This window comes from Streptomyces sp. NPDC007905, from assembly GCF_042959345.1.
GTDB lineage: Bacteria > Actinomycetota > Actinomycetes > Streptomycetales > Streptomycetaceae > Streptomyces.
Window position 1 is genome coordinate 15,864 of record NZ_JBIBKS010000032.1, and the last position, 17,956, is coordinate 33,819.

Sequence of the window (17,956 nt, forward strand, 5' to 3'; positions counted from 1 at the left end):
AGTGCCCTCGACCGTGAACAGCCCCGGCAGCATGAGCGATGACGAACTCGATGAGATCGAACGACGCTGCGAGGCGTACCCCGTCGCCGGGCGGGACGTCGGTTCCGCGTCAAGTCATCGCCCAGGACCAGGCGCGGCTGCAGCAGCACCATCGCCTCGCTGCACGGCCGGCTGTCCGGGGTGTCCGGCCTGCAGGTCCGCGACCGCGCCTGGGACGACGACACCGATACCGCTACGGCTCGCCGGCATCAGCTTCTCGCGGCTGCGCACAGGTCAGCGAAGTAGGCCTCAGGTTCGGGGAGTTAGGAGACGTCGGTGTGGAGGTGCTCGCAGCCCAGGAGGCAGCGGAACCGCAGCGGACAGCTCCGGGGCGCCGGGGCCGGTCAGAGGCCGCCGGTGTTGAGCAGCCGGTTGGGAGTGTCGGAGCGGACGCCGCGCACGACACCACGGGTGGCCATGTGGTCGAGCCAGACGTGGACCTCCTTGGCCGTGGCGTGGGGGTGCGCCGACAGGTACAGGGCGATCACGCCGGTCGCGTGCGGCGCGGCCCAGGACGTCGCGCCGTAGTTCTCCGTGGTCGTACCGCCGCCAGCGAGGGCGGCGGTGACCTTCTGGCCGGGGGCGTACAGGTCCACGCACCGCCCATAGCCCGATCCGTAGGAACCGCCGTCGCTCCACGCGCGGTCGTTCGAGGTGGAGGCCGCCACGACGATCGTGCCGGGGACGCCGGCCGGGGAGTGCTTGCAGGCGTCGTCATGGAAGTTGCCGGCCGACACCACCGTCGGGATCCCCGCGTCGACCATCTTCTTCACGGCGGACTCCACGGCCGCCGACCGGTGGTCGAAGTTGAGCGACATGTTCACCACCGCAGGCTTCTGTGCGTGAGCGGTGACCCACTTGACCGACTTCACCACGGCCTCCTCGGCCGCCGCCGGGGAGCCGCCGCCCTCGCTCTCGCACAGGATGCCCTGGACCCGTACGAGCTCCGCCTTGGGCGCCACCCCGTACCTCGTCCCGCCGATGACGCCCGCGACGAATGTGCCGTGGCCCGTCCCCCCCTCGTCGAAGCAGTCATCGGAGTCCTTCGGGCCCACGAAGTCGGCGCCGAGATGGGCGCGCCCGCCGAACTCCTTGTGGGCGATGTCCATCCCGGTGTCGATCACGTAGACGTGAACGCCCTTGCCCGTGGCAGCGGTGGTGAACTGCCCATTCAGCGGCCGCGACCGCTGGTCCAGAATGTCCAGGTTCCACGGCACGTGCCGGGTGATGGGCGACGCCGCGGTCTGCGCGATACCGGACAACTTCCCCACGGTGCCGGAAGACGTCGGCGCCGAGCCGGGCGACGCCCCGTCCACGGAGCGCGCCACGGACTCCCCCTGCCCGTGCGCAGGGAGCGTCCCGCCGCTCCCCCCGGCCGCCGCGCCGGCTCCCCCGCCGCAGGCCGAGGCCCCTAGCACCGTCGCCATGGCCACCACCATGAGACCGGCCTTCGTCACGTTCCGCGTCACAACGTCCCCCATATCCCTGCTTAGTACACGGTCAGCGCACAAGACGAGTACAGGGGGCGGGCGGTTCCGGCGGGGCGTGCGGGTGGGTCGGTTCACGCGCTCGACGGAATCCTGTCGGGCAAAGTCGCGGCGGTTGAGTACGCGACGCGTACAGACGTCACCCCCCGTGGACACCGTGCGCAGACGAGGGGCCCGACCCACGCGCGGCATCGGGCCCCTCCGGCCACCTGCGCACATCAACCACAGGTCGCCCACCGGCATGGCCGACGCCTTCGTTAGGAGCTCTTGTCCCGTCCGCTTCCGGGGGCGGGCCGAAGGTCGGCATGCCGAGGTCGGCCTGTGCGCCTGCCGTGCGGCAGGACGCCGTCCGGCGTCGGCGCCGTACGACGAGGACGCCGAGTCCGGCGACCAAGGCCAGTACCGCGAGGGCGGGCATCCACAGTGCGCCGATCGCGGAGGTGACGCCGATGCCGCCGAGGACGGCCAGGATCGGGCCAGCACAGCACACAGCGCAGGCGGCGAGCGCGGCCGCGCCGGCGCCGAGCGTGCCCCAGGGCCGGGAAGGGCGGGGAGAGGAGGCGGTCATGCGGTGGCTCCGAAGAGGCCGGCCAGCATCCCGGCGGCGGACTCGGGCGCCCGCACCTCCAGCTGGGCAGTGGCCGGGGTGAGGCGCAGGGTGAAGTCGAAGAAGGCGCAGCAGCCCTGTTCAGCCGCGGCGAGTGCTGCGATCTCACCGGCGAGCTCGGCGTCGGCGGGAAAGGAAAGGCGTACTCCGTCGGGGATCTGCTCGCGCCCCTCGGCCTTGCCAACCAGTTGTTGCCACTGTTCGGTGCGCTCGCCCAGCTCGGCGCCGCCGAGTGCGCACGCCACGGGAGCGTCCCGCCATGGCTCGGCGGCCGGGGAGAGGCGGGTCGGTGACAGCCTGATCGGCACAGGCCCTGCCGCCGCTGCCGGGCTGGTTGTGGTGCAGCCGCAGTCCGGCCCGCACGCACCCGCGGGCGCCGGGCCCGACAGAGCGGCGTGGACGCCGGCCAGGTGGGCGGAGAACGCGCGCAGCTCGGCAATCCGGCCGTCCGTCTCCGCGATCCGATCCGCAACCAGCAGCAGCATCCACGCCCGGACCGAGGCGCACGCTCCCTCCTCCCGGACGTCCAACAGCTCACGGATCTCCTCCAGGGCCAGGCCCAGCAACTTGGCCGAGGAGATGAAGGCCAGGCGCTCCACCGCGTCTTCGCCGTACATCCGGTACCCGGACGGCGTGCGGTCCGCGGGGAGCAGTCCCGCGTCCTCGTAGAAGCGCAGCGTGGTCGCCGGCACGCCGCTACGCTCGGCCAGCTGCGAGATGCGGTAGCTCGTCATGCCTGCGACGGTAAACCTTCGACCCGGCTGGAAGGTCAAGCCCGAACCTGCGGACTCGCCTGGCTGCCGTGCCTGATTCCGCACGTTGGGATCATGAGGCAGCGGCCGCGGCGGATGCCGGCAGACCTCGACGGGAGCAAGCTGGCGCGCGCTCGCGAAGCCATGGCCCGAAGAAGTGATGGGGACCCGGCTCACTCGCCGGGCCCCACAGGGCCAGGAATGACACCTGGCGCATCGGCATGCTCAGCCTACGGCGCTCGGCCGTGGTCTTTGAGGCGGTCCCGCGCGGCGTGCGATCGGAGCGTGGGACCGCCGGATCCCGGCTGTCCTGTCAGAACCGGGAACTGAAAGCGTACGAAACAACATCATTATTCGCACTCTCATCGGTGGCGTGCGGGCAACAGGCCGGGCCAGGCGCGGGCGAGGAAGTCCAGTGCCGCTACCCCGCTGTACTCACGGCTTCGGAAACGGCCGACCGTCCGGCGGTCGCCGTAGTGTGCCCTCATGCACAACAGGACAGCCCCTGCGGGAGGCAGCGAGGTCCGGATGCCCGGCCTGTTCCCCCCGGGCGGGAACCGATGCTTCACAATCGGCCGCTGCGGTCCGCAGTACGAACGTCCCGGTCCGCCGACGTTTGGCGTCGAAGCCTCCCTCCGCCTCTCATGACCGAGGCAGAATGGCCCGCACCGCTGCGCCGACGGACGCATCAGGCGGTCAACCAGCAGCGGGCCGCTCATACGCCTGACGCGCGTCCTCCAGAACCGTCCGCCAGGAAACGACGTCCGGACGACGGCGCAGCAAGGCCCGGCGCTCGCGTTCGGTCATGCCGCCCCATACGCCGAACTCGATGCGATGGTCGAGTACTTCGGCCAGACACTCGGTGCGCACCACACATCCCGTGCACACTGCCTTCGCCCGGTTCTGCTCGGCGCCCTGTGCGAAGAGTTCGTCGGGTTCGGTGCTCCGGCAGGCCGCGAGCTCAACCCAGTGCGCGCTGGTCATGGCTCCCCCTCAACTTCCCTTCAGCGACCCTACGCCGCCCACCACACACCACGCTCACGGGCTCCGGTCTGCTCAACACTGTGGGGAGCAAAGACCTGTGCCGGCCCGCATGGTGGGCCATCACTGGTGTGTTTTCGTATGGGTGCGTTCTGGCGGGACAAGAGCCATGTGGAGCTGAGGTGGGTAGCATCCGGCGCAACACACCACGGATCCAAGGAGCGTGAACTGCCGTGGCCGACAAGCTCGACACCATCCAGGAGCGGTACGCCTCTCAGTTTGCCGCCGACCTCGAGAAGATCCTCGCCGAACAACAAGAGCTCCAGGCGCGTTTGGATCGGCTCAGGGCGGAGGAGGAGTGGCTGCGCGGCGTGCTGGGCTCCCTGGCTGACGCCCAGGTCCACGGGGAAGCCGCCGACGCGGCGCAGTCGTCCGCCCAGGCACCGGAGGAAGCGCCGGTCCCGCAGCCGCGGCAGGAGGAAGCGGGTCCGGTCGGGCAGGCGGGCCGAGCCAAGAAGGGCACGGTGAAGAAGACCGTCAAGGCTCCGGCGAAGAAGACCACGGCCAAGGACCCGGCGAAGAAGACCGCGAAGAAGGCGGCCGCCGAGAAGACCGCAGCCAGGAGCGGCGAACTCGCTCTGGGCGACCTCCTTTTGCTCATCCTGGCCAAGCAGCCCAGCGAGCCGCGCACCGCTGGCGAGGTCGCCGGCGCCTTGGAGCAGACGTTTCCCGAGCGCGCTCGTGACATCAACACGGTGCGCAACACACTGGAGCGGCTCGTCGCCAAGAGCCGCGTCGAGCGGACGAAGCAGGGAAGCACCGTCTACTACACCGCACTCCAGCAGGCTGGGGCCGAGAAGGCGGACACAACGGCGTCCGCAGCAGCCGAGGCGGCTGACATCCCGGCGAGCGAAGAGGGAGTGAAGGTCGGCGTGGGGTCCTGACGCCCCCACGCCGCGGTGCGGCCGGGCGGCAACCTCATGCGTTTCGGGACTCGTCCGTCGGCCGGGAGGGCGACTCCGGATTCCGATACGCGAAGGCCGATGGCCGCGGCAGAGAGAGCCGGGTGGCGTCATGCTGGGCGGACGGGGCTGTGCGATGTCGGCACGTGCTGCGTGTGCCGCTGCTGCTCGGCCGCAGGATCGTCGCTGTGCGGGATGAAGGTCACCATGCACCCATACCGGTGGGCCCTCCCACGCGGGGGCCGCTACGGCATCGTCCCAGACGGCCCGGACCTCGCCAGCAATGCCGTTGGGGACAACGGCTTGGAAGAAATGGTCGAAACGGTCGGTGCACTCCTAGGGGTGAGCCCCGCGGTCCGAACTGGTCGGCGCCTCGGCGGGCGCCTCCACATGGAGCGCCTTGAGGAAGCCTGCAAGTGTGTCGGCCGCGCTGTCGCCGTGGCTGATCGGGGTGTGATCCAGCGGCTCGCCAGGAACCCACGTCATGATGGTCCAGGGGCGCGGGAGGCGAGCGGATGGTTCACCGGTCCGGTTGGGGACCGGGAGCGGCAGGCGCGGGGCCAGGACGGGCAGCCATCGGCGCTCCTTGCGCTGGAGACCGGGGGCGTCGGTCTCGGCATCCCTACGACCAGGAGCGAAGGCCAGTGAGCACCGGTACAGATCAGAAGGAACCACAGCATGATCTGAGCACCTGGCCGATCGAACGCCTCCAGGCGTTCACCGCGGACGCTCACGACTGCTCGCAGCTCGAGTCGGTCCGCGTTGTTGCCCAACAACACGCCTACGACTCCAACCAGCCTCGCGACGCGCGTCGGCACTGGGCTGAGCTGTCGCTGCCGGTGAACAGGCGCATGCGAGGCACTGGCGCTGAGGGGTCAGCGCGCGAACTCCAGCAGGACTTCATGCTGCGAACCTGGATGATCGACCACCTCGGTCCCGCGAACGAGAACTCCGACTGGAGTCCAGAGGCACTGGCGGCCGACACGCTCGCCGCACTGGCGTTCTCGCCATCGGAAGCCGCAGCCCTCGCCAGCAACTGGCGTGAGCTTCCCCTCGAACAGATCCGCGCGCTGCGGCGTCATAAGAACCTGACAGCGCACCTGGAGGGGCTCATCGGGTATCTGCAGCCCGGCCCGACGCGCGATCGGCTTCTGCCCTGGATCGAAACACGCCAGCTGCTGCCCTGACCACGACCGGGCCCAGCTTCAGCACCCGGAATGGCAGGGCTTCGGCGTAGTCGGGTGATGCCCGGTTCGTGGCGGACTGTCAGCTCAGCGGCGGTGTTCTCGGAACGTGACAGGCGCGGCTTCCAAGATCATGGAGCTCTCCACGCCCCGTGATCCAAGTGGAAGACCGTGCCTGCCGACGCATCATCTCTGATCCCGCCTGCCCTTGACCAACTGCGCGAGAAACCGCAGGTCGGACCCGAGGAGCTCAGGCCTGCTGGAACGGCTGGCCGAGGTGCCAAACCCGCAGGTCCGACGAGATCGCCTACTACCTCGCCTGCGCTCCACTGGACGCAACCGTCGCCGACCTGGTCCGCGTCGCCGGCTGCCGCTGGAAGATCGAGGAGTGTTTCCAGAGCGCGAAGAACGAGTGCGGCCTGGACCAGTACGAGGTCCGCCGCTACGTTGGCTGGCACCGGCACATCACGCTTGCCATGCTCGCCCACGCGTTCCTCGTGGTGATGGCCGTGCAGGAACGTGAAAAGGGGGTGCCGAGGCCGACACACCCGACCTCGTGGACCTCACACCAGCCGAAATCCGTCGTCTGCTGGCAACTCAACCCCGCCACCGTCCTGCACGCCGCGATCACGCGGTGAACTGGTCACGATGGCGCCGCCGTCACCAGGCACGAGCCCGACGCTGTCACTACAAGCGGCGCGGACACACGTTGGTGGGACGACCTGTCCAAGACCGTCCCGCGCATGCCCAACCCCCGCTACACTCCCCACCGCCAAGCCGTTGACCAGCAGAAATACAGAAGTCCGGCTGGAGTACTAGTACTCCAGTTGTAGATCGTGATCTTGCGTCTTGTGGCAGTGAAGGTTGAGCGTGCTCCCGACAACGGGAGTGCCCCGGCCTGGCCGAGGGCGCCGTGGCGTTACATGTTCTGGCAGGCTCTGGCTTTGAACTCCGCTATAGAGACGGTGATTGCGGATTTCGTCGCCGTTGTCCGAGATGTTGCTGTAGCGAACCTTTCCCGGGGTGAGCCCGTCCCGGTCGGCCAGGGTGAAAGAGACGCTGCTTGATGACCATGAGTTGTCCTTGGTCCAGCCGTAGAGAGCGTAGGTGGTCTTGGCGGTGAGCGGAGCTAGAGATCTGGTTGCGGTCCAGCCAGCAGCAGGAGAATCGAGGGTCCAGGTGCCGAGACCGGGCGTGAGGGGACGGTCAGCGGTCCATGAACCGACCGTCACCGTCTTGTCGACGTCGTCGCTGTCCACGTAGAGGGTCGCGCCATCGATCTGATGTCCGCACACCATCATGACGCCGAGCAGATGACCGTCGCCGGTCACGGAGATGCCAGCGACGGCATCGACGGGAACCGTGCATCCTGAGGTCGCGGCCAGGGCCACGCCGATCGCGACGGCACCGACGAAGCGCCGGAGCGCCGGCCGTGAAGTGGTCGACCACATGATTAGCCCCCTGCCCGACGCGCGCGTAGGCCCTGTGCCCACGGGATGGCTGGGGGCGAGTGGCGCGGATGCGGCCACCGTTGATCATCGGTGTGTGAAGACAGAAGATCAGGCAGTGGCCGCAGGCCACAGCATAGATCCCGCCCACTGGCAGGACATGTTCGAGGCTCTGATGGGCCGCATGGCGGGACGGTTCACCCGAGTGGAACCACGGAGGCGGGCGCGGGAGTTCGTGCTCGGGCTCTTGTCGGATCTGCCTCGGAAAAACTGCTGGACTCTGGCCGAGCACGCCGGCAATGCCACCCCGTACGGCCTGCAGCATCTGCTGTCGAGGGCGAAGCGGGACGCCGATGCGGTCCGTGACGACCTGCGCAGCTTCGTCGTGGGGCAACTGCATGATGAGGACGTGGTGTTGGTGGTCGATGAGACCGGCGACCTGAAGAAGGGCACCGCCACGGTCGGCGTGCAGCGCCAGTACACCGGCACCGCCGGCCGCGTCGAGAACAGCCAGGTCGCCGTCTACCTCGCCTATTCCAGCCGACGCAGGCACGCGGCGATCGACCGGGAACTGTATGTGCCGCGCTCGTGGATCACGGATGCGGCCCGCTGTCGGTTGGCCGGGATTCCCGAGGAGGTCGGCTTCGCCACGAAGCCCGCGCTCGCCCTCCGTATGATCGACCGGGCCCTGGTGCCGGGATCCGTGCAGCCCGGGTGGCCGCAGACGAGGTCTACGGAGGCAATCCGCATCTGCGGGGCGCGCTGGAAGACCGCCAGCTCGGCTACGTCCTCGCGGTCGCTTGCGATCACCAGATCGCCACCCGGGCGGGCAAGGTGCGGGCCGATGCACTGGCCAGGAAGCTGCCGAAACGGGCCTGGCAGAAGCTTTCCGCAGGCGCTGGCGCCAAAGGGCACCGTTTCTACGACTGGGCCCTGGCTGACGTTGCCGACGGCCAGCCGGGTCACCGCCATCCACTCGTTCGCCGCAACCGCAGCAGCGGCGAACTGGCCTTCTACCGCAGCTACTCGGCCACCCCGGTGCCGCTGGCCACGCTGGTGCGGGTGGCCGGGCGCAGGTGGACCGTCGAGGAGACGTTCCAGGCCGCCAAGGGCCTGGCCGGGCTGGACGAGCACCAGGTCAGACGCTGGACGTCCTGGCACCGCTGGGTCACCCTCGCGATGCTCGCCCGTGCCTTCCTGGCCGCAGTCACCGCACACGAACACCATCACCGACCGGCCCCAGGCGAGCTGATTCCGTTGACCTGCAACGAGATCCAGCACCTGTTCGCCGCACTCATCACCACCGTTCGCCCCAGCCGCACATCACCTGGGCTGGTCCACCTGGCGTCGACGCCATCAAGCCCGGTCCAGGGCCTGCCACTACGAACGGCAGGCCGCCCATCAATGATGAAGATCATGATTTACAACTGGAGTACTAGGCGCGGCTGACGCTGACGCCGCCAACCAGGCCCCAGGCGTCGATCCGGACCGTCGGGCCACCCGGCTTGCTCGGACCATCGTCTTTCACTCCGCCCAGGCGCAGCCCGTGGATCTCCACCCGGACGTCGTGGCGGACCTTGAGGCTTACGCCGCCGATCAGGCTCAACTTGGTGATGCGCAACTCGGTGCCGTCCGGGATGTCGATGTCCGTCAGATCGACGTTGGCACCACCGATGAGGGAAGCAGTGACGGTCTTCTCGTGGAGGGTGGCTCCTGCCAGGCGATGACCGCCGATCAGGCTCACCTTGACGTCGGTCTTCTGTGGGTTCTCCCCGTTGACCGTACGGACGTCGACCCGCGAGCCCCAGTGCTTTGCATCCGGTATTGCATATGACAGGTGTCAGCCGGAGCCGACACCGAACCTGAGTGGAATGCAGCGGCGTTCCTAGCCGAAGCGGCAGCAACCGGCCCCTCCAGCAGCATGGGCCTGGGTGACGGGGAACGGTCACATCGCGAAAATGGCCCGAACAGCTCCCACGTTCCCTCAAGAGTCGGTGGGTACCCACTGACGCACACCGTGGTCGTTCGTGCCGTACCAGTAGTGGGGCAGCCCCTTGATGCTGCTGGTGCGGAACGGGTGGCCGTGGTCGTCGATGCGGACCGTGCCGGTGCGGCCCTGGGATGACCAGTCGAGTTCCAGGTACCAGTTGCAGTCGTAGGCCTCGGTCGTCGCGGTGACCTGCAGCACCTCCGGGTCCTCGGCGGAGACGCGGTAGGGGAACTGCACCGCGGGGACGGGCTTTCCGCTGTCGTTGCCGGGGCGCGCGTGGGCGATCGGCCGGTCGACGTCCAGGTTCACGGAGAAGTTGCGGGGCGGCAGATCACTGCCGCAGCCCTGGCCCATGGCGTACGCGTTGCCGGTGACCGGGGTGCCGCGGCTGACGATACGGACCCGGAGGGCCGCTAGGACCACGGCCGTGGACGACTTCCCCTGCACCGAGATCTGCACCATCGTCTGCCGCCCAGGTACCGCCTGCTGCGTCGCTGCCCACACTCCGGCGTCCTGCTCTACCGGCGGCGGGGGCACCTGGGCCGGCTCCTTGCCGATGACGTAGTCGTGCCCGCAACCGCCGTCCCAGATCTGCGAGTCGGCGGTCCAGGCGAGCGGCACACCGGTTGGCACGGGGGCGCCGCTCTTCGTCTCAGCCGATCCGCCCTTCGACTCGGGGCTCCTTGAAGCCCGTACTCCTGTGGAGGACGAGGCCGAAGAACGGCTGCGGGAGGGGCTGGCCGCAGTGGCGGAGGGGTGGTGTGACGTACCGGTTCCTGTCGTACGGGACTGACCGGGGGCCTTGGCGGAGTTGTCGTGAGACCGGTCGGCCGACAGCGCCGACATACTGCCCAGCGTCACCAGCAGTACGGTCGCCGTGGCTGTGCCGACGGCGGTACGGCGACGGCGGTACCAGGGCCGTCCAGTTGAGCGGACCGCATCGCACTGGGCCGTCGACTCGCGACTGCCCGGTCCGGGAGCGTCGGGAGCAGCCAGTGCGGCGTCGGGGGCGCCCGCATCGAGTCGCGGTGGTGAACCGCTCGTGCCGTCCCCGTCACCACCGATGCCGTCGGCGCCGCCACGCACACTGCGCGTGCTGCCACCCGCACGCCCCGCTGTCCGGCTGTCCGGACCCGAAGCCCGCTCGTCCCCTGTCGGCTTCAGTGCCCCTTCGGTCTTTGTCGGCTCCGCTGTCTCCTCACCCGCCCTCGGCCGCTGTCGTGCCGTCACCGCGAGCAGCCATAGGCGGTGCAGATCGAGGCGTTCCTCCGGTGTTGCTCCGCAGAAGGCGGCCAACCGCTCCACCGGGGCGTAGTCCTGCGGGACCGTCTCGCCCGCGCAGTAGCGGTGCAGCGTGGAGGTATTCATACCGAGACGGCGGGCCAGGGAGCCGTAGCTCCGGTCCGTGCGGTCCTTCAGCTGGCGCAGCAGCGCCGCGAACTGCTCGACGTCGTCCTCGGTCGACACCGCTCCCCCAACCTCCCACGTGTCCCCGTATCTCAGGCTGTCCATATACCTGCACGTCAGATGGGCTGGGATGGTTCCACCCTCGCCGGGCGGGCGTCCGGCGTTGCGCCGAGCCGTCGTGACGGCTGATGCTCTTGGTGTCGCACCGACCAGGACCGGACCGGCCAGTCGGCGGCGGGCGACAAGCGACACTCATGCACTCATCCACGGGAGACACCCATGCCCCAGCGCACTCGAGCAGGCCCGCCCCTCGCACTCGCCGTCACGGGCTCGCCCTCGGCACGACGCTCGCCACACTGGCAAACGTCGCGGCCAAGGCGTCGGCTTCCTCACGGCGGCCCAACTCCCGTCGCATCCAAGCTCGTCCTGAACGGTCGGCAAGGTCACCGCCTGCGTACCGGAGGCGGTGGAACAGGACCGCTGTCTACGCATGGCGCTGGGCTGCGACAGCCCGGACCTGGTACCGGGAGCTCCGCACCGAACTCGACAGGAGCGACCGTCCGTCAGGTCAGCGTGCAGTTGTCCAGGACGGCTGTGGTGAAGGGGCGCTTCTCGCGGCCGAGCGACGACATCAAGTCCTGTGCGCACGCATCGAGAAGGCCGGCCCGGAGACCGGGGCCACGCTGAAGGACTACGGCACGCTGCCTGCCGAAGAGGGCAGGCACGGATACGGCCTGCACCGGTGACCTCCTGGGGCGTCTTTGACACCCGTCTCGCGACTTCCGGCATGCGCCGGTGAAGGCCTCCAAGAAGACGGCCGTCACGGGCCGTGGACAAGCTCCGCTGACCGCATGACCGGGGCCGCCCTCCGCCACGGGGGTGGGGAGGGCGGCCAATCGACCGCTGACAGGGTCATTCGGCGCGATTCGGCAGGACTTGGCGTCGTCGATCGCGCTCCGAGCCTCGGCAGGGGGGAATGGGTCCGCGCAGCAGCAGATGTTCATGACTCCGGGGCAGCGCCCGCCGACCCGAAAAGGCGATAGCCACACGACGGCCCCGGCACGAAGACACCGGGCCGAGAGCAACCACATATGGAACAGAAAAGGAAGATACACATGAACAGGAAGTCCCCCGCACACCGCCGTCCGGGCCGTCGCGCGGCCGTCGCCGCCGGCCTCGTCCTGGCTGTCGGACTCGGTGTGTCGACACAGGTGTCGGCACAGGCATCCGTCCATGCCCCCGCAAAGTCGTCCGCCGCCGCACCGCAGTCCGTCAGCGGCACGAGCGGCCAAGTGGTGACCCGGGTCGCCGACTTCTACGGCGCGTACATCGACGCGATCGGCGACTACACGGACCCGGACGCCACACTGGAGACGGTGCTCCGCAAGCACTACCTGACGCCCGACTTCGCCAAGCGACTGACGGCCTGGGAGAAGAAGCACGGGGCGGACGGTGTCCTGCGTGCTCAAAACGTCCCGCGGAAGTGGACGGTGACCGACAACGGCGCCGTGGGTAACGGCCATGAGGTCATCGTCACCCTGACCTTCGGCAGCGGGGAGACGACGCAGAAGATCAAGCTTTTCGTGCTGGTCGAGCGGTACAACCACATCGTCGACATCGGCACCACGAGCAACCGCTGACAGCGGAGCCGCTCCGCCCGGTCTGTCGTGGTCAACCTCACGACGGACGAGAACATACCCATCCGGCGAGTAACCGGGCTGACGGCCGAGGACTGGGCACAGATGCTGAGCGCGGCCAAGCGCGGCGAGGGGCCCGAGCTGGACTGGGGACTGCTCCAGCAGAACGCGGACATGGTGGCTCGAGTGCAGCGGGCGAGCGATGAGGAGCTGGTGCGCGCGCGAGAGGTGCTGGTCGGTCTGCGTATGTTCTACGCGCTGCACGGACTGTTCCTGCCGGACACCCCGGCCCAGGCCGCGCTACGGCGCCGGATCGACGACCTCGGCATGTTCCCGTTCCTGGACCACGTCATCGCCATCAACCCCTGTCGGCGTAGCCGGGAAGATCAGGGCGCGCGACCATGTCGGCGACGACCACCCGCCCGCCGGGGCGGCATACCCGCACCAACTCGGCGGCGACCCCCTGGGGGGAGGCGACGTGGTGCAGCGAGAAGCGCGACACGACCAGGGGGAAGGAGCCGTCCAGGAAGGGCAGCGCGGCCGCGTCGCCCTTCTGGAAGACGAGATTGGCGACACCTTCCGCGTCCGCCTGCCCCTTGCCCTGCGCCAGCATCTCCGGCGTCGTGTCCAGGGCGGTGACGTGCCGTACCCGGGGTGCCAGGGCGCGGGCGACGATACCCGTGCCGCAGGCGGCGTCCAGGCAGACCGCGTCCGAGTCGGGTGCGATGAAGTGAAAATTTTACCCGTCCGGGCCACGACGCGCTTGCTGTACTCGAGCGTGACCTTCGACCACGCTCTGCGGGTCATTCGACAGGTGACCACGACCCCCACTGCACCCGTGTGACGGTCTTTCAGGTACAAGCCGGAGATTGGGGGGACCGAGCCAAGCTGGTCCTGCATGCAGGCCCAGTACTCGGCGCGGCGGCGGATGCGACGCGCCGTGTTCATGCCTCACTGTTGGGAAGACCCGCCCCTTGCGGGACCCTTGCCCGCAATTCCCTCAGGCGGTGCGGCACGCGGAGTGGGCCGCACCGCCGACCGGCACGCATTCGGCGTGTCCGCGCCCACGCCGAAGAAGGGAACAGTCTGCAGGGGCAAGGAAGACATGAATGGACGTTCGCTGCGCGCGGTGGGCTGGGCCCGCTCGTTGCCGCTCAACAGTCAGGTCACAACGGCGCGTGACTGGGCGCGGGCCCATCTGGACGAGCTGGGATGGACGAGTCGTCACCCGGACACGGCCGACGACGTGCTGCTGGTCGTGTCGGAACTGGTCACCAACGCGCATGTGCACGGGCACAGCACCGCGCAACTGGTGATGTCGTGGGACAGCCAGTGCCTGCACATCGCCCCATCCGCCCGTCCTGCCGTCGCAGCATCTTGGTGGTGGCCCCGTCCTGCAAACCTTTCTGGCCTGTGAACCGCCCGACGCCTTGTGTCACGAGCGGTGGAGGAGACGCCTGCCGGACCTGGCCGCTGAGCTTCGGCGGCGCGCGCTACGGAAGAGCCGCCGCCCTGGGACCATCTGGGGCGGTTCCACGAGCGGCTGGTCTGCCGCGACCGAAAAAGTGCAGCTGTTCGAGCCGCTTGTAGCCACCGCACCGCTGATCGTCGTCGAAGCGGTGACCGATATAGGACCCGGCGATGAGTACAGTGCAACGATGGAGAGCGCGCTGTCGACAGTGATATCGCTCTGCGCGGGCACTACCTCGTTGGAGTGGGACTCGGACGTGTGGTTACCGTCAGAATCGGACAGCTCCATGAGGATGTCCACCAGGATTTCCTCATCCGTGTCGTTGACGATCTCGTACCAATGGGAACTGTTCAGTACCGCATTGGTTCCAACAGTCGCTGTTCCAGGGCACGTCGGACCAGCGGCAGCTCCGCCGTAGGGCATGATCCCTCCTTTGGCTACAGACCGCTCGTGCGGTCAGACTGCGTCCACGATTTCGATGCAGTTGAATGTTGTCTTTCCCACCCCGAGGTCGTTGGCCAGGGTCACGGTCAATCGGTAGGAACCGGTAGGAAATGGTCCGACCGAAGGGTTCATCAGGGGTCCGGCCTGACCGATGGGCAGGTCCGGCTCGGAGACATCGTTCGGGTCGGCGTCCGTATCGCTGTCGAAGACGACGTCATGATCGGTGCTGTCGGATCCGGGGCAGCCTTCAGGAATGCTCTGGATCAACAGGCGGTCGACGAACGCAGGGACATCCTGAGTGCTGATGTTGCGTGCCGCCCACTGGACCCGGAAGGCCTCGTTGTCATGGACAATCGTCTTGTCCGGTGTGATGGGGTTGTCGCCGTCAGCGAAGACTATGTCTGGCATGGCTTGGCTCCTGAGTTCTGGCGCAATGCACGCCGTTCAGGTGATCCGAATCATCCTCGTCCACGCGTGCCGTTGTCCGTGTCGGCAGGGTTGCGTACGGGTGGGGTGTCCGTGACGGCCCTTTTACCGTCGAGGTGGTAGTCGCGGCGGCGTCGGCGGGGCAGGTAGCCGTCGGGGCACGGCTTGGGGCCGGTGGCGGGGGTGAGGTCGCCGGGGGGCTCGGCCAGGCTGCCGGGGTCGTCGACGCGGACGCACTCGATGTCCGGGTCGACTTCCGACGGAATGACCGCCGGGCGTTCGTCCTTCGGCGGCATGTCAGGCCACGCCCCCCGGGCCGCCCCAGAAGAAGTTGGATCCCCAGCTGGACTTCCCGGAGAAGTCAGCGGTGATTTGATAGGCTTTCAGGTTGGTCGCCGACGGGAAGCCCTGCAGGGCCGTCATGGTGCCATTGGCGTCGATCTGGTGGGCAAGGTTGCGCATGTAGGCCGCGTGCTGCCAGCCCTCGGCGGGGAAGTGTCCGCTGCCCATCCAGGTCGAGGTCGGCTCGGGGTGGTTGACCGTGTCGTCGACGATCTCGCCGCCCCAGTCGGCGGTGGCGGCCTGGTTCTGCAATCCCGCAGCGTTGTACAGACTCGCGGGGTAGTAGCCCATCCACTCGTTCCCGACCTGGACCCACCAGTTCCCCTGGAACAGGGTGACCTTGAGGAAGAGGTCGTACTGATCCCCGTTCAGGATGCTCTCGGATACGCGCATGCCGGGGAAGGCCACGGACGAGTTCTGTATCCAGCCGGCGACATCACGATTGTAGCCGCCCAGGTTGTCGCCGCCCTGCGTGTAGCCGTTGGTGGTGTAGAAGATGAACAGGTGCGGGTTCCAGTCGCCGTAGATGTCGAAATACGTCTGTGCGCCGACCTCGACGGTCTGCAGCCCGGATCCGCTGCCGTTCACCACCCACAACTGGCCCAGGGAGAATTCGTTCGACCACTGCACGAACGGGCGCCAGGTGTTGATGAATCCCTCGGTGCCGAAATTCGGCACCACCTGGTAGGCGTGTGCGTACTTGTGCACGGCGTCCGCCGCGGCGGGCGGTGCTGTGCCGGGGTCGTCCGGCGGTGTAATCCGCTTGGCGCGTATGCCCTTGGCCAAGTAGTCCTGCAGGTCACCCGCCGGGGTGATGCGGTCCAACGGCTTGCGCACCAGCGGCACGGTTCCGGGCGGCCCCGTCGATTCAGGGGCGTTCACCAGCTCGAAGGGCACGTGATAGCCGACGCGTGAGGGGTCCGGCGGCGCCACCACCGGCTCCAGGGGAGGCTGTTCGGCTATGACACCCACGGTTTGGGACTCCAGGGGGACCCAGTCGAGTTCCTGGCCAGAGGGTGTTGTCGTACGGGTGACGACGTCACGGCCGGCGTACAGATCCTTGAAGTACTGGCGGATTTCGTCGAGCCGTTCGGCTGCTTCACGGTCGATGTCCTGACCGGAACGGGGCCGTGGCCCTGCAGGCGGTGCTTCGGGGTTTCTTTGGATCTTGCCGAATGGCATGGCAATGCGCCCTCTTGGAGGAGTGCCGATATGTCTCCGCAGTCGCGGAGCAGCCCCTTGGGGAACGAGAAGGAAGAGGCGAGGCCGGAAGGCTCTGATGCGGCTCATGGGCCCGAAACCCAGTCTCCTCCGGGCGGTGAACGCGCGCAACCGCTCCTTTTCTGTGCGCGCTGCCGGTCCACCGGAGCGATGAGGGATTTCAAGGTGCGCCTGAGTCCCGGCCGTGCCGGGAGCCGCGCTCGGCACGGCGCACTGCTCCCACCGTCCGAGGAGAGCCCATGGCACGCGCACTGATCAAGTGCACCGACGAGGTCTCCGTTCCGTTCGAGAGCCGAGCCGTTTGCGAACTGCCCAGCGTCCTGCAGGAGTTGTGGCCGGCGGTCGCCGACCGGTTCGACTTCCTGTTTCCGCCCCAGCTCGCGGACCAAGTGGCTGTCGACGATCTGCGAGGTTGGCGGGCGAATCCTGCGGCGCTCTTCCAGCAGTACCTCAACCCCGCGCCCGTCGGCCTCGACACCGACGCCGCGTGGGCGTCGGCGGGCGGTGCCCACGGGCGCCGGGATCGCGGCGCTTGCAGGCGGTCGAGGGCGACGACGGCGATGGTTGGCCAGACTGCGTTTGACGTGTGCCCAGACGCCCTCGACGGGATTGAGGTCGGGTGAGTACGCGGGCAGCAGGAACACCGTCAGCCATTCACGCTCGGCGATCAGCTCACGCATGGCGTGGGAGACGTGGGTGTTGAGCCGGTCCCACACCAGCACGATTGGCGCCTTGACGAGCTGGTGGACGCCGTCGATCAGTACGATGAAGTCACGCTCGCCGATGCTGAGGCGCTTGCCTTTGCCCGCGGGGTGCCTGCGCAGGCGGTGGCACAGCCGGGTGCGGGAGCCCGGGCGCCAGGCGATCAGCCCGGCCACAGACAGGCGCCCCGAGCGCCGCCCGCTCACCGTCACGACCGGGGTGCGGCCCCGCCGGCCCCAGGTGCGTCCTTTGGGCGGCCGACGTGTGAAGCCCGCCTCGTCCTCGAAGCAGATGTAGCCCCCGCAGGCCGCCCGGGCCCTTTTACCTCCACCCAGGTCGCCTCCTTCCAGCCGGTCACGGCCTCTTCGTCGCGCTCGGCCACCCTGCGCGCGGGCATCTGCGGAGTGAAACCGAGCCGGCGCATCAGCCTCGTCGCGCCCGAGACGCTGTAGGAGACGTGGAACTTCCTGTCGATCAGCGTGGCCACGCGTGCAGCCGTCCACACCTGGTCCTCAGTCCAGCCGTGCTCGGCCGGTCCCTGCTCGAGATACCCGGCGAGCTTCTCCAGACAGCGCGGCGACAGGCGACACCGGCCCCCGCTCGGCCCTCGGGAAAGCAGCGCGTCGACACCACCTTGCCGCCACAACTGCTGCCACTGGTAAGCCGACTTCACACTCACACGCAGCTGCCGGGCCACCTCGGGCGGTTTGACCTGCTGAGCGAACAGCTCCGCCGCCTGCATCCGCACCGCTTCCCGGCGCCGCCGTGCTGCAGGCGTCAGCCCGCCCCCATCCGCATATCTCACGCACCACGGATTACCGGCAACACCACACCCACATCAGGACGTTCAGCAAAC

General features: G+C 68.4%; 16 protein-coding genes and 4 pseudogenes. 6 read left to right on the plus strand and 14 right to left on the minus strand.

All coding sequences use genetic code 11. From position 1 onward, the window contains the following. Positions 1–383: 383 nt before the first annotated feature. The 4 genes from ACFZDC_RS37000 to ACFZDC_RS37015 form a co-directional block, all read right to left on the minus strand. Positions 384–1,367: a S8 family serine peptidase gene (locus ACFZDC_RS37000; protein ID WP_391330817.1), complete on the minus strand. Its 984-nt coding sequence runs from the start codon at positions 1,365–1,367 to the stop codon at positions 384–386. A gap of 298 nt (positions 1,368–1,665) precedes the next feature. Next, positions 1,666–2,094 (minus strand): hypothetical protein, encoded by a 429-nt coding sequence (locus ACFZDC_RS37005; RefSeq protein WP_391330818.1) that lies wholly within the window; start codon positions 2,092–2,094, stop codon positions 1,666–1,668. Beyond that, positions 2,091–2,867: a MerR family transcriptional regulator gene (locus ACFZDC_RS37010; RefSeq protein ID WP_391330820.1), complete on the minus strand. Its 777-nt coding sequence runs from the start codon at positions 2,865–2,867 to the stop codon at positions 2,091–2,093. The genes ACFZDC_RS37005 and ACFZDC_RS37010 overlap by 4 nt, the downstream gene beginning before the upstream one ends. Positions 2,868–3,581: 714 nt before the next feature. After that, on the minus strand, positions 3,582–3,869 hold the full coding sequence (locus tag ACFZDC_RS37015; protein WP_391330821.1) for a WhiB family transcriptional regulator: 288 nt from the start codon (positions 3,867–3,869) through the stop codon (positions 3,582–3,584). Positions 3,870–4,099: 230 nt separating this feature from the next. Here ACFZDC_RS37015 and ACFZDC_RS37020 point away from each other — a divergent pair, with 230 nt between their 5' ends. Next, complete coding sequence (locus ACFZDC_RS37020; RefSeq protein ID WP_391330823.1) at positions 4,100–4,810, plus strand: BlaI/MecI/CopY family transcriptional regulator; 711 nt, start codon at positions 4,100–4,102, stop codon at positions 4,808–4,810. Positions 4,811–5,017: 207 nt separating this feature from the next. Here ACFZDC_RS37020 and ACFZDC_RS37025 read toward each other — a convergent pair. Then, positions 5,018–5,434, minus strand: a pseudogene (locus tag ACFZDC_RS37025) (phosphotransferase); the annotation flags it as partial. A 38-nt stretch (positions 5,435–5,472) separates the two neighbouring features. Between ACFZDC_RS37025 and ACFZDC_RS37030 the strand changes: the two are divergent. Continuing rightward, positions 5,473–6,015: a hypothetical protein gene (locus ACFZDC_RS37030; protein ID WP_391330825.1), complete on the plus strand. Its 543-nt coding sequence runs from the start codon at positions 5,473–5,475 to the stop codon at positions 6,013–6,015. A 296-nt stretch (positions 6,016–6,311) separates the two neighbouring features. After that, a pseudogene (locus ACFZDC_RS37035) lies at positions 6,312–6,650 on the plus strand (IS701 family transposase); the annotation flags it as partial. Positions 6,651–6,827: 177 nt separating this feature from the next. Here ACFZDC_RS37035 and ACFZDC_RS37040 read toward each other — a convergent pair. After that, a complete protein-coding gene (locus ACFZDC_RS37040; protein WP_391330826.1) occupies positions 6,828–7,463 on the minus strand; it encodes a hypothetical protein in 636 nt (211 codons plus the stop codon). A gap of 172 nt (positions 7,464–7,635) precedes the next feature. Here ACFZDC_RS37040 and ACFZDC_RS37045 point away from each other — a divergent pair. After that, positions 7,636–8,868, plus strand: a pseudogene (locus tag ACFZDC_RS37045) (IS701 family transposase). A gap of 27 nt (positions 8,869–8,895) precedes the next feature. Here the strand turns inward: ACFZDC_RS37045 and ACFZDC_RS37050 are convergent. Next, complete coding sequence (locus ACFZDC_RS37050) at positions 8,896–9,204, minus strand: hypothetical protein (protein ID WP_391330827.1); 309 nt, start codon at positions 9,202–9,204, stop codon at positions 8,896–8,898. A gap of 240 nt (positions 9,205–9,444) precedes the next feature. Then, complete coding sequence (locus ACFZDC_RS37055) at positions 9,445–10,962, minus strand: helix-turn-helix domain-containing protein (protein WP_391330829.1); 1,518 nt, start codon at positions 10,960–10,962, stop codon at positions 9,445–9,447. Between the two features lie 1,010 nt (positions 10,963–11,972). On the opposite strand from ACFZDC_RS37055, the gene ACFZDC_RS37060 reads away from it, so the two are divergent. Then, entirely contained in the window at positions 11,973–12,497 is a 525-nt protein-coding gene (locus ACFZDC_RS37060) for a hypothetical protein (protein WP_391330830.1), read from the plus strand. A 355-nt stretch (positions 12,498–12,852) separates the two neighbouring features. On the opposite strand, the gene ACFZDC_RS37065 is transcribed toward ACFZDC_RS37060, so the two are convergent. Continuing rightward, positions 12,853–13,221 carry a methyltransferase domain-containing protein gene (locus ACFZDC_RS37065; protein WP_391330856.1) on the minus strand — a complete coding sequence of 123 codons (369 nt, stop codon included), beginning with the start codon at positions 13,219–13,221 and terminating at the stop codon, positions 12,853–12,855. 378 nt (positions 13,222–13,599) lie between these two features. Between ACFZDC_RS37065 and ACFZDC_RS37070 the strand changes: the two are divergent. Then, positions 13,600–13,839, plus strand: a pseudogene (locus tag ACFZDC_RS37070) (ATP-binding protein); the annotation flags it as partial. A gap of 582 nt (positions 13,840–14,421) precedes the next feature. On the opposite strand, the gene ACFZDC_RS37075 reads toward ACFZDC_RS37070, so the two are convergent. From ACFZDC_RS37075 to ACFZDC_RS37095, 5 genes are read right to left on the minus strand one after another with little or no spacing between them, the layout of a single operon-like run. Beyond that, on the minus strand, positions 14,422–14,817 hold the full coding sequence (locus tag ACFZDC_RS37075; protein ID WP_391330832.1) for a hypothetical protein: 396 nt from the start codon (positions 14,815–14,817) through the stop codon (positions 14,422–14,424). Between the two features lie 50 nt (positions 14,818–14,867). Further along, the gene (locus tag ACFZDC_RS37080; RefSeq protein WP_391330834.1) at positions 14,868–15,131 is read right to left on the minus strand and encodes a hypothetical protein; all 264 of its coding nucleotides are present in this window, start codon (positions 15,129–15,131) and stop codon (positions 14,868–14,870) included. A 1-nt stretch (position 15,132) separates the two neighbouring features. Then, a complete protein-coding gene (locus ACFZDC_RS37085; RefSeq protein WP_391330835.1) occupies positions 15,133–16,467 on the minus strand; it encodes a neprosin family prolyl endopeptidase in 1,335 nt (444 codons plus the stop codon). Continuing rightward, positions 16,464–17,393, minus strand: a complete 930-nt coding sequence (locus tag ACFZDC_RS37090; protein ID WP_391330858.1) for a transposase — start codon at positions 17,391–17,393, stop codon at positions 16,464–16,466. Before ACFZDC_RS37090 ends, ACFZDC_RS37085 begins: the two co-directional genes overlap by 4 nt. Then, positions 17,309–17,848, minus strand: a complete 540-nt coding sequence (locus ACFZDC_RS37095; protein WP_391330860.1) for a winged helix-turn-helix domain-containing protein — start codon at positions 17,846–17,848, stop codon at positions 17,309–17,311. Before ACFZDC_RS37095 ends, ACFZDC_RS37090 begins: the two co-directional genes overlap by 85 nt. Between the last annotated feature and the right edge of the window lie 108 nt (positions 17,849–17,956).